Raw genomic sequence first — 12,251 nt, 5'->3', positions numbered from 1 at the left:
CTTGTTGAGAATTAGTTGAAGAAGGGGCAGTTCTTCCTATGAAGGTCTGAAACTTTTGCACAGCAGGAAGTTCAGACTCGTGAAAGACGAAAATTATCACGGTGTGATAGTCAAAGGGCGGAAGGTGGGTTGTAATTTTTCCACCGCTGCATTGGTTTCAATGTTGTGACTTCGATCACTGGTAACACGGACTTGGTTCACCCAATATTTTCAGTATTATCACGCAAAAAAACCAGCACCATCACTTGCTCTTAGAAGAAACCACGAGATGATTAAGGTGTCGAGTTCAAAACAATCTCATGTCTCCAGTTAATCTTCTCCCCGGCGCTATCAACGAATTAATGGCCACTGTCACCGATACTCACCGCGTTACCAAAGCTGACCGCTACGGCATGATGGCCGCTATCCTTGATGAGTCCATCAGTGAAGAAGAACGTGGCTCACTCGATCGTCTGATTCGCTCCCTGGTCAAAGGTCGGATTCAAGTCAGTGATGAACTCTCCATCGTCTCGTAAGCAGAAAGCTCGTTGAGAACTCGACACTCTACAACCGCTTTCGATTGGAAAAGTTTAGACCAGTCACTGATATTGCGATCGCCCTCTACAAGGATAGCTTTTTGTATAATGCACTTTTGACATAAACAATTAGCGTTCGCAACTTCATAAACATTATGACGGATACCATCCAGCATCTCATTGAGCCACACATTCAAGATTTGGGTGGGTTCCAAGCCCGTCGCTTGCTTCCCTCAGACGTTCTAGCACTGGTAGGCCCGTTTATCTTTTTTGACCATCTGGGCCCTGCGGTGTTTCCACCCGGCCGGGGCGTGGATGTCAGACCGCATCCGCACATCAACTTAGCAACCGTCACCTACCTGTTTGAAGGTGTTTTGCTGCATCGTGATAGTGTGGGCAGCGTTCAAGAAATCCGTCCCGGTGCGGTGAATTGGATGACAGCAGGGCGAGGCATTGTCCACTCCGAACGCACGCCTGACGATGAGCGCAGCAAAGAAGCCATCCTGCATGGCATTCAAACCTGGATAGCACTTCCCGATGAATACGAAGAAACCGACCCCTGGTTTCGGCATCATCCGGCTTCTGAGCTGCCTGTTTGGGAGGATGCAGGAGTTTCGTTCACCCTAATTGCCGGTGAGGCCTATGGTCGTACTTCGCCAGTTCAAATATTTTCACCCATGATTTATCTGGACGTGCAACTAACTGCTGGACAAGAATTTACCTTACCGGGCCATTACAGCGAACAGGCGGTTTACAGCGTAACAGAGGGGCTTTTGCTCGATGGAGTGCCTCTGGAACAACATCGGTTGGCAGTTCTAAATTCAGGCACTGAAGTAAACATTTCTGCTTCAGGCAAGGCTCGTTGTGTTGTGATTGGCGGTGAACCTGTTGGTGAGCGGCATAAGTGGTGGAATTTTGTTTCGAGTCGCCACTCGCGCATTGAGGAAGCTAAACTCGATTGGAGAGAGGGACGGTTTGCTCAGGTTCCTCAAGAGACAGAGTTTATTCCGCTGCCAGAAGAGGCACCTTCTCAAGCAGAGCAACCGTTGTGAATAACCGCAGCGATTTAAATTAAAAAACTTTTTGTTGATTCTGAATCTGTCTTTTTTACTCTAATCTTCACGCCTATTATTCCAAAACTTTTGATGCCGTTAGGCATAGATTTGTGCGTGGGTTGCCACAAAATATGGGAGCCAAATCTGCGTATAAAAATTCTTTGGGATATCTATTCATATCAAATCCGTTAGCATCGGAATAGTAAATTCGAGTTCACTGTTGACAGTTGACAGTTGACTGTTCACTGTCAACCGTCAACCGTCAACATCATTCCGGTGTAACCGGAAATGATATCATGCGCTAACATGAGTGAACATCAGTCCGATGAAACTGACATCTTGCACATTCTTGCTTAAAAGGCATTTTGGGTCTCTTCCATAAAGATTAAATTTTCTTGTGGCCAGTTACTCTTCTAGCCCGCCCATAGAAGGGTGATTGAGAATGGTGCAATATCTCAGATGAAACACAGATTAGAGCCTATTCCAGGTTTATGAAGTAGGGACAACAGCCGAGTTATGTGTCCCTACGGCGGAGATAGAGCGATAGCCCGGTGTTTTTCATAAACGTGGAATCTGCTGTATCTATCAGGGCTAGTTCGGGAATTTCATAATAATCAGGTTGAGTTGATCGGCTGTTTCTCACCTCTTTAACACAATTAATAACTGTATTATGAGAAACCCCAGTCAGACATTCTATCCGCCGAAACCCATCTCCTTATCGGTAGAGATGGAGACACGGCTTTTTTACCTCTTGGAGATAACCGGGTCTCAGAATAAACATCTATAAATTGCCGACGGCACTCTCAACAAATATGGTTTTGTTTACCTCTTTTCCAGCCATTTTTATTGATATTGGTGGATTGACAGCCCGGAAAAATCATAGGTTTTGTTAGTTGACTAGAGCTTTTGCTTATACCATAAATGTGCAACGCTAATTAATTAGGTGAGAATATTGTAGGGATGATTGATTAATTGTCCCTACAAGTTTAGGATGGTAATTATATAAAGTCTGAGCGAGCGATCGCCATACCTGAGAGTCTGGGGGCTTGACGAGTATAAGCGTTGGGAATCCGAGTTTCGAGTGAACCAGTCCCTAAAAAATTGGGACAATTTCGTAACTATCGGCCTATATTTCGCTTCATTTGATCTAGTTCTTCCTGAGCTTCCCAGTGTTGAAACTTTTCTTCTAAAGGATCTGCCGCATTAAAACTGTTATAATTTGAACTCTGATTCCAACCCTTTGTATCCCAATTTGGCTCTGTTTTAGTGGTCGTGCGAGTTGCAGCTTCTGCGGCTTTTGCTCGGACTTCTTTTCGCCGTACTTGAATTTGGCGGTACAGTTCTTTTGCTTTTTCAATCCGTTCTTTGCAGCCTTGCATTTGACCCCAGCGCTGATTTCCCTGACGCAGCAAAGCGGCTTGCCGCTCTTGGGCGGCTTGAGCTAAATCGAGCCTTTGAGCAGCTTTAGCTTTGTTGATGCGATCGTTCCAACGCTGAATTTCTTGAGCGGCGGAGAGAATTTCGGCTTGCAGTTTTTTCTCTTGTTTTTGGATATCGAGAATCAGCCGCAGAGTGTCTTCTTCTTGTTCCTTCAGTTGTTCTTCTATTGCCTGCAATTCCAGATGGGGATTGCTACGCAAAAATTCTTCTAATCGGGTTTCTAGAAAGCGGTTGAAATCATCAAATAAGCCCATTTTTTATAATTCCTCAGTCATTAGTCCTGGGTCATTAGTCATTGGTCATTAGTTATTAGTCATTGGTTCTTAGTCACTGGAGATCGATTATTGATCCTGAGTTGTTAGTTATAGCAGAAGAAAGTTCGGCAACGAATTGGGGAACCGATTTAACGGATAGAAGCAAGAAGTAATAAGAGCAATGGTTTCAGCCATTAAGAACGTCTTGGCGGTTCTTATATTATAACTGTTTTCACTGCTCGTGATATACAGCCCGATCGCTGCCCATTACTGATTACCGATGACCTAACTCATAACTAATGACTGATGACTAATGACTGATAACTGATTAGAACTTTTGGCCGACAAAAACCGATCGCACATCTCCTCCCTTGCGGATCACTGCTTCTTGATTTTTGATTTCTGCCAGCGTCCAACCGCTAGCGCCGATGCTTTCGCCCACATAAATTCTGCGGGCTACGCCGTCTACTTCAAACAAAGCAGCCGATCGATCGCCCAACTCCAAAATCCCTACCAGCGTGTGGGCGGAAGTCGGGGCGCTGCTGACGGCCGGTGCCGATTGCTCGGGCGCGGGCGCGGATTGCTGGGCTGCGGGCGCTGGTGCTGGTGCCGGTTCGGTTTCGCGAGCCAAAATCTTCGGCTGTGGAGACTCCGAGGGGGAAGGGGAAGCGGCGAGGGGAGATCGAGTGCCGGCGGCGGCGATCGCTCGACCGGAGGCTGGAGCCGCCGGCGAGGGCGAAACTGCGGCGGTTTGAGGAGCAGCCGGAGCAGCCGGAGCAGCAGCTACCGGAGCAGCCGGAGCAGCCGGAGCAGCCGGAGCAGCAGCTACCGGAGCAGCCGGAGCAGCAGCTACCGGAGCAGCCGGAGCCACAGTCACCTGAGCGGGGGGAGGGATGACTACGATTTGGGGTGCAGGTGCTCCCGGTTGCGCGCCGACTTGTTCTAGGGCATCAGCGATGCGGTTGACTGCTGTCGAAAGACCTGCGGTTGCCGGCGGCGCGCCGGAAATTGAAATGCTCGGCAGCGTCCCTGGAGTGGCAACTCCGGGAACTCCTGCAAGTTGCGGGTTAGCCTGGGGTGCTTTTTTTTGTTCGATCGCTTCTAGCGAACGCTGCACGTATTCGACAAACGGGGTGTCTGGTGCTGTTTTGCCACTTGCTACGGACCTCTCTGGTGCGGAGGCGGCGGGCAAGCGCACCAGTCCCGACCGGCTTGCCAGCCACAAGCCCATGACTAGCAGCAGCGACCCACATGCTGCTCCCAGCAGGATTCTGTCGAATGATTGTTTGGACTGCTGTTTTTTGGCTGTTTCTAGGGCGACTTGGCGGGCGATCGCTTCTACGTCTTTTTCCCCCCCCTGCGGCTGCGGGGGTGCCAACTGCGACAAAACTATTTGAGGTACAGAGATCGACTTGAGCGCCACGAATTCAGGCTGCACTGGTTCCGATGGCAGTCCGTCGCTGCCGTCGAATGCTCGATCGACTCCTTCAAACAGTTCGTCCATCAACCGATCGGCGTAGGACTCTACTGCCACTGCTTCGGCTGGCACTGTTTCCACGGTCGCAACCACGGAGATCGGATCGGACGCTGATTCCAAAGACATCTGTTTGGCGATTACTTTTTGAGGCATAGTTTTCTCTGATTCGCGCTGCTCGACAACCCTGAGACTGTTAACTTTTGACTTCTACAGGATACTTGTGATGTTGACCAATTCTTGGCTCGGAACAGGTCAATTGTATCTCACTCATCACCATATTTTTAGTCCTCGGCCAACTTACTTTGCCCGATCGACTTTTTTTTTACCTGTTTTGGGCCTTTTAGTCCCTTTTTTCTGCTGCCAGTCTTATTTGCTTAGGCTGACTTTTACTGCATATTCTACTGCTTGTGTCAACCCCACCCTCCGGGTCTTCCCAGTTTTTGACATACAGCTTTACTTGAGGCTCTCGCAAAAAAAGCGGGTTTTTTGGCGCTGTTTCCGATCGCCTTGCAGGTTTAACAAGGCTTTCAGACTTTTACTCGTCTTAAGTTTGTTGGTCAGTTTACTTGAGAGTAGTAACAAGCAACCGATTTTATAACTTTAATAGTACCATAGCTTCATCCCACTTAGGTAATAAATTGTCAAAGGTTGCAAAATCGTCGGCTAAATAAGAATTATTCCTAATAGTTGTTTTTTTACAACACTATTTGTAATATGAAAATAAAAAAAGTCCTTAAGGCTAAACATAAGTTTAAATTATAATAAAGAGCGCGCGATCAAATTTTTTTTGCAAAAAATAGCAAACTCTAAATTAGCCTGATTCAGTCCAGCAAGAAAATTGTCATTGCTGGAGCTTGACAGAGGATAAAAGCTGAGGGGAATATCCAGCGAAACTTGTGCAGCATCCCAACGGCGAGTTCCGGCTTTCGCATTAAAAATACAGGTTGGACGATCGCTCCGAATTGAGGGATAATAAAGGTACATACATTAGGTAAGGCAACATTTCATGGTTAACGTTATTCGAGGCGATGTAGATAAACCAGAGTCATCTAGAAGGCTAGCTGAATTCTTTGAGAAGAGAGCTGATATCGATGGCAACTTATATCTAGGATACCCAATAATCGGAACCTCTCAGGGCGGCTATCAGATTGATGCTCTTTTGGTATCCAGAGAGCAGGGTGTTGTTATTTTCAACCTTGTCGAAGGAACTGACACCAGTCTAAACATAGAAGAAGCACAAGATGAGAGCATAAATAAAATTCAATCTAAACTACTTCAACATAAATTTCTTACTAACAAAAGATCATTAATGGTGGAAATTGGTGTTGTAACATTTGCACCAGCTTGGAGGATTAAACCCAATAATAGTTTTTTGGATGATTATCCTATCATAACTAATGACTCAGACCTAGAAAAGTATTTGAAAGAACAAATTTGGAGCAAATCCAATGAATATTTTGAGAAGCTTAACTCAGTAATACAAGCTATGACTTCCATAAGAAAAAGAAAGCAGCGTAGCTATGTTCAGCAAGAAAACTCTAGGGGTGCCAAACTACATAAACTAGAAGAATCTATAGCCAACTTAGATAGAAATCAGAGTGCTGCTGTAATTGAAACAGTGGAAGGTGTACAGAGAATTAGAGGTCTTGCTGGTTCAGGTAAAACCATAGTTTTAGCCCTTAAAGCTGCATATCTACACGCCAAACATCCCGATTGGAATATTGCTATCACTTTTAATACCCGCTCACTCAAAGGTCAACTTAAACAGCTTATTAATACTTTTACTATTGAACATATAAGCGAAGAGCCTGACTGGGATAAAATCAAAATTATTCATGCTTGGGGAAGTCCATCAATAGAAGGGATTTATTATGAATTTTGCAAAAAACACAACATTGAATATAGAGATTTAAATTCAGCCAAAACGATTGCAAAATATGGTCAAGAATTTGATAAAGTTTGTGAAGAAGCTCTCAACTCAATTAAAACTTATCATCGCTATTATGATGCTATATTAATTGATGAAGCCCAGGATTTTTCTCAACATTTTCTGCAACTTTGTTATGGGATTTTAAAAGATCCCAAAAGAATGGTTTATGCTTATGATGAGCTTCAAAATCTCAATAAAAAGACAATGGAATCACCGGAAGTCATCTTTGGAAAAGATGCTCACGGTAAACCAGTGGTTCAACTTCAGAACAAACCAGGGGAGCCAAAACAAGACATTATTTTAGAAAAATGCTATAGGAATTCTCGTCCCATCCTAACTTCTGCACACGCTTTAGGTTTTGGTATATATAGAAAAGAAGGATTAATCCAGATGTTTGAATCTGCGGGATTATGGACAGACATTGGTTATGAAGTAGAGGCTGGAAGTCTTGAAGATGGAAAATTTGTCAAGCTTTCTAGGACTAACAATACCAGTCCCAAGTTCCTCGAATCTCATTCATCTATTGAAGACTTAATTATGTTAAAATCTTTTGATAGTAACCAAACACAAATTGAATGGTTAACAAATGAAATCGAGAAGAATCTGAAGGAAGATGAGTTGAAATGTGACGATATAATGGTTATCCACTCTAATCCACTGACAACTAGAGAGGCTGTTGGAGATGCTAGAGCTTTACTATTTGAAAAGGGGATTAACTCTAACCTTGCTGGAGTAACAACTTCACCCGATGATTTTTTTCGTGAAGCGACTATTATTTTTACGAGTATCAACAGAGCCAAAGGAAATGAAGCTGCAATGATCTATGTAATCAATGCTCAAGAATGCTTCTCAGGCTTAGAACTTGCTAGGAAAAGAAATATCTTATTTACTGCGATGACAAGAAGCAAAGCTTGGATAAGAGTATTAGGTTATGGTGAAAATATGAGAGGTTTAGTAGAAGAATTTGAGAAGATTAATGGGAGAAACTTTGTTCTTGAATTTACTTATCCTACAGAAGAAGAACGAAAAAAAATGAATCTTATTAATAGAGAGATCAACCCAAAGGAACGTGGTCTTAGAGCTTCACGCCTACAAGACCTGCGTCAAGCTATTGAAAAAGGTGAAATCCAAAAAGAAGACTTACAAGATTTAGTAAATCAACTCTAAAGACAAGCTTTGAGAATCTTGAACATACCCAGAAACTAATATAAAACTCTTGTCCTGCATAAAGTAAAATCTAATTTATGAATAAGTTTAATGACTAGCCATCAAGAGATTTTCAAAGAAATTAAGGAAATTACTCAAAAATTAATATTAATTGGTTTATCGGATAAACAAAATTTTCCTTCATCTACACAGACTGGTAAAGGTAGTTATACAATCGCATATTCTGGAATGCAGGATCTCTCAATAGTATTGAAAAATGTTGATTACAAAGAGATGTATGAGGAATTAGATAGAAATGACAACTATAATATCAAAATGATTGATGGTGCGTTAATCCAGTTGATGTATACTTATGAAAATTCTAGTTTAATTTCACATAGATTAGCCTTCTTTCCATCACCATTTTTGGAAAACTTTCAGAATGATCCGGAGATTTATGAAAATGACGAACTATATGCAGACATAATAGCAAAAAATATATTGCCAATACCAATTAGATTTGATTACGATCCCGACAACCATCAGGAATTAGATCACCCAAAATCCCATCTAACTTTGGGACAATTCAAAAATTGTAGAATACCTGTTTGTTCTCCCATAGGATCCAGTACATTCATATCTTTTATTCTTCGTAGTTTTTACAACACCGCCTTTAAAAAATTCACAGCTCAACTTACATTTTCCAGTAAGCTTTTTAATAAAACTATAACTTCCGGAGAAAAAAAGATATTGCACATAGCTATTGAATGACCAAATAAATTAGCATACTTAACTGTAAGTAAGTGGGTACAAATAAACATCACGTGGGGAGGGCAGGTTTTGCCACAGTAAACTCGATTCTAGTTTAGAAGCTAGGCTAAACCAGGCCCTACAATATATTATTGTTTTTTCGTGATGTTCTACAGCACAACCCAAATTAACCCACCCGTTCGGCCAATTCCAACCAGCGCTCAGTCGCCCGATCGATCTGCTGCGTCAACTGAGCCAAACGATCCGATAACTTCTTCACCTCGGCAAACCCGCTGGGAGCATTGTTAGACAACCTCTTTTCAATCTCTTGTTTCTCAGCTTCCATCTGCGGGATTTGAGTTTCTAATTGTTCGTATTCGCGCTTATCATTAAAGGAAACTTTGGTTGATTTTTGAGTGGAACTTTGGGTTTTAGAATTATTAGATTCAGCGGGGTGTGTAAGTTTTTCTCTTTCTTTTTGCCCTTTGATTTCTTTGGCTTCTTCGGCTTTCTTGTAGTCTAAATACACCGAATAATTGCCGGGATACAAACGCAAATTGCCGCCCGGTTCGAGGGCGAAAACCATGTCGATCGTGCGATCGAGAAAATAGCGATCGTGGGACACCACAATCACGCAGCCGTTAAAATCTTCGAGATAATCCTCCAAAACCGCCAAAGTCTGCACGTCCAGGTCGTTTGTCGGTTCGTCCAAAATCAGCACGTTCGGCGCACTCATCAGCACTTTCAACAGAAATAATCGGCGCTTTTCCCCGCCGGAAAGTTTGTTAATCGGTGCATACTGTTGATTGGGTGGAAACAGAAACTTTTCCAACATTTGAGAAGCGGTAATGATTTCCCCATCCGCCGTTTGCACCAATTCCGCCACACTTTTCAAGTATTCAATAACTCGCTGGTCTTCGTTTGGGGTCAAATCCTCTGAATGCTGGTCAAAATAACCGATATGAATGGTTGTGCCAATTTCGACAGTACCCGAATCCGGCTGAATGCGTCCGGTGATGATATCCGTCAGCGTCGATTTTCCGGCACCGTTGCTACCAATAATTCCAATCCGGTCTTCGGGTGTGAAATTGTAGGTAAAATCTTTAATTAAAGTGCGATCGCCATAGGCTTTACAGATATTCAATAACTCAATCACCTTCTTACCAATCCGGCGGCCCGCTGTCGCAATCTCGACTTTGCCGTTGGCTGTTTTGAACTCCTGGGCGCGCATATCTTTAATGCGATCGATCCGAGCTTTTTGCTTGGTACTCCGCGCTTTCGGCCCGCGTTTGAGCCATTCCAATTCGCGCCGCAATACACCCGCGTGTTTGCGAACAGTGCTGGCGGCGGATTCTTCAGCTAAGGCTTTTTTCTCCAAGTAATAAGCGTAATTGCCAGCATAATTGTAAAGGTCGCCGCGATCGATCTCCAGGATGCGATTGGTAACGCGATCGAGAAAATAGCGATCGTGGGTAATCAGCAGCAAAGCACCGCGATAGCCGTTCAAATAGTTCTGCAACCACTCCACAGACAGCGCATCCAAGTGGTTTGTCGGTTCATCCATCAGCAACACATCGGGCTCGGACAACAAGGCTGTTGCTAAGGCAATTCGCTTGCGGTAGCCGCCGGACAAATCGGCAATTTTCGCATCAAAATCCTCAATCCCCAACTGAGTCAAAATCAATTTCGCCTTGGTTTCCAAATCCCACGCATCCACCTCATCAATGCGTTCAGACACTGCAGACAGACGCGCCATCAACTTGTCTGTATCGCCTTTGCCGTGGGACAATTGATCCGAAATTTCCTCGTATTCGCGCACTAAAGCCATTTGTTCGCCACTGTCGGCAAATACTTGCTCTAAGACAGTGTGATTTTCGTCTAAATCCGGCTGTTGGGGGAGATAGACAATTGTAGACCCTGGATTGACCCAGCGATCGCCAGAGTCGATCGACTCCATACCGGCAATCATTTTCAGCAGGGTTGATTTGCCGGAACCGTTGGTGCCGATGAGTCCGACTTTATCGCCTTCATCGAGGCTGAAACTGGCATCTGTCAAGAGTTCCTTGATGCCGAAGTCTTTTTTGATCGATCGCAGAGTAAAAATAGTCATCTGTATAGAAAGTCATTTACCTGACTTAGTTTAACTTAGTTCGATCGTGTCCGGTTGCATGGATATGGTCTATCGTTCGGATGAAAGTTTTTCAAGACAAGGGCGAACTCGATTTTTCGGACTATATAAGTATTGATAAATGGGTGAACTTTGACTGAAGTGCGATCGGCAGTGGGGATTGACAAACAAAAATCCTATGCAGTAAAATGTCAATATTAAAATAATTAGACTCCATATTGCAGTCTAATTATCTATCTAACCTGCTGAGTTATGTGTGATAATTCAGCCGAGTTCTTATCCATGAGATGCCGTAATCCAGTAGCCCCTAATCCTGAGTTGTAGCGTATTATAAATATTGGGCGTACAATAATCAAACCTTGCTATATTAATTAGGGCTACAGCTATTTAAGCAAAGTTATAAAGAAGGGTTCTTATGTCTAAAGCAGTTAAGCAAGACATCATCACTAGGGCAGAAAAGCAAATTGACGAAATAAGGCAAGAAATTGACTACGATACCAGAGAATACACCATCGAATTCATAGTCAATAAATACCGGGAAAAAGATGATGGCAATCTCAGTGAAATTTATATTCCTGAATTTCAAAGAAACTTGAGATGGGATATAAATCATCAATCTCTATTCATGGAATCCATTATTCTTGGTGTTCCTATTGCTGCCATCATTGTCGCAGAAATCAAAAAAACTGGAAAACTAGCGATTGTTGATGGAGCTCAGAGGGTGATGACTCTGGCAGCTTTCCTAACAAATCAGTTGCAACTGAGCAACCTCAAAACATTAGATTCTCTAAATGGTTCCTATTTTAAGGATCTCGCACCCTCACGCCAAAGAAAGTTTAAAAATACTTCACTCCGAACGATCGTTCTCTCAGACAAAGCTGATGAGAGAGTAATAAATGAAGTGTTTTATCGCATCAACTCTTGAAAAGATATTGAAGGGCGTACCGACATATCTTTCCAGTAAACTTAAGAGATATGATGTTAAAAACCAACTTTTAAGTCACAGCCCATGAAAGAGTTTATCAGAGACTTTAACAGGCGAGTGGCAGAGATCCAGAAATATTTTGAATTAGTAGATAAAATCGAACAACTTGGTGCATTGTCTGCTAAATCGATCGTCTTCCCCTCAGGTGAATATATTGTTGATAGCGAGATTCAAAAAATCTTGAAGTCTCATTGCTATCTGCTATTATACAATCTGGTCGAATCTTCTATTAGAAATGGTATAACTGCCATTCATGATGTTATTTTAATCGAGCAATTAACTTATAAAGATTTAAGTCCAAAAATAAAGAGATTGTGGTTGCTGAACGATAAAAGTAAAAGTTTCAGAGACTCATATATCAAAAAGGATAGTGTAGCTGACAATCTTCAGGAATTAATTAAATCGGTTTTGGATGATGAGATGGTTTCGTTAGACCCATCTAATATTCCCATATCGGGAAATTTGGATGCTAAAACTATCAAAGAACTCATCGATTTGACGGGGTGACAACCCCGTCAAAACATTGATAAAATAAAGGACATAGCCCTTAGACCCCTCTGAAAAAACGGTA

9 protein-coding genes are annotated in these 12,251 nt (G+C 42.9%); 6 read left to right on the top strand and 3 right to left on the bottom strand.

The genetic code is table 11. The annotated features are described in order from the left end of the window. The first annotated feature begins 299 nt into the window (after nt 1–299). Both QUA71_RS21565 and QUA71_RS21560 read left to right on the top strand, forming a co-directional pair. Complete coding sequence (locus tag QUA71_RS21565) at nt 300–515, top strand: hypothetical protein (RefSeq protein WP_333288111.1); 216 nt, start codon at nt 300–302, stop codon at nt 513–515. Between the two features lie 155 nt (nt 516–670). Further along, nucleotides 671–1,567 carry a pirin family protein gene (locus QUA71_RS21560; protein WP_333288109.1) on the top strand — a complete coding sequence of 299 codons (897 nt, stop codon included), beginning with the start codon at nt 671–673 and terminating at the stop codon, nt 1,565–1,567. 1,121 nt (nt 1,568–2,688) lie between these two features. Here QUA71_RS21560 and QUA71_RS21555 read toward each other — a convergent pair. Beyond that, on the bottom strand, nt 2,689–3,264 hold the full coding sequence (locus QUA71_RS21555) for a TIGR04376 family protein (protein ID WP_333288107.1): 576 nt from the start codon (nt 3,262–3,264) through the stop codon (nt 2,689–2,691). Nucleotides 3,265–3,592: 328 nt separating this feature from the next. Beyond that, a complete protein-coding gene (locus QUA71_RS21550; RefSeq protein WP_333288106.1) occupies nt 3,593–4,894 on the bottom strand; it encodes a hypothetical protein in 1,302 nt (433 codons plus the stop codon). An 853-nt stretch (nt 4,895–5,747) separates the two neighbouring features. On the opposite strand from QUA71_RS21550, the gene QUA71_RS21545 reads away from it, so the two are divergent. Together QUA71_RS21545 and QUA71_RS21540 are read left to right on the top strand one after the other, a co-directional pair. After that, nucleotides 5,748–7,838: an ATP-binding domain-containing protein gene (locus QUA71_RS21545; protein ID WP_333288104.1), complete on the top strand. Its 2,091-nt coding sequence runs from the start codon at nt 5,748–5,750 to the stop codon at nt 7,836–7,838. A gap of 90 nt (nt 7,839–7,928) precedes the next feature. After that, nucleotides 7,929–8,588 carry a DUF2290 domain-containing protein gene (locus QUA71_RS21540; RefSeq protein ID WP_333288102.1) on the top strand — a complete coding sequence of 220 codons (660 nt, stop codon included), beginning with the start codon at nt 7,929–7,931 and terminating at the stop codon, nt 8,586–8,588. A 166-nt stretch (nt 8,589–8,754) separates the two neighbouring features. Here QUA71_RS21540 and QUA71_RS21535 read toward each other — a convergent pair whose 3' ends face one another. Next, entirely contained in the window at nt 8,755–10,677 is a 1,923-nt protein-coding gene (locus QUA71_RS21535; RefSeq protein WP_333288100.1) for an ABC-F family ATP-binding cassette domain-containing protein, read from the bottom strand. Between the two features lie 433 nt (nt 10,678–11,110). Between QUA71_RS21535 and QUA71_RS21530 the strand changes: the two genes are divergently transcribed. Together QUA71_RS21530 and QUA71_RS21525 are read left to right on the top strand one after the other, a co-directional pair. Further along, nucleotides 11,111–11,620, top strand: a complete 510-nt coding sequence (locus QUA71_RS21530) for a DUF262 domain-containing protein (RefSeq protein ID WP_333288098.1) — start codon at nt 11,111–11,113, stop codon at nt 11,618–11,620. Nucleotides 11,621–11,704: 84 nt separating this feature from the next. Beyond that, nucleotides 11,705–12,187 carry an MAE_28990/MAE_18760 family HEPN-like nuclease gene (locus QUA71_RS21525; protein ID WP_333288096.1) on the top strand — a complete coding sequence of 161 codons (483 nt, stop codon included), beginning with the start codon at nt 11,705–11,707 and terminating at the stop codon, nt 12,185–12,187. Nucleotides 12,188–12,251 lie beyond the last annotated feature (64 nt).

This window comes from Microcoleus sp. MON1_C5 (assembly GCF_036701875.1).
Lineage (GTDB): Bacteria > Cyanobacteriota > Cyanobacteriia > Cyanobacteriales > Microcoleaceae > Microcoleus.
The sequence above is the reverse complement of the archived record's forward strand: the minus strand, read 5'-3'. Positions and strand labels throughout refer to the sequence as shown.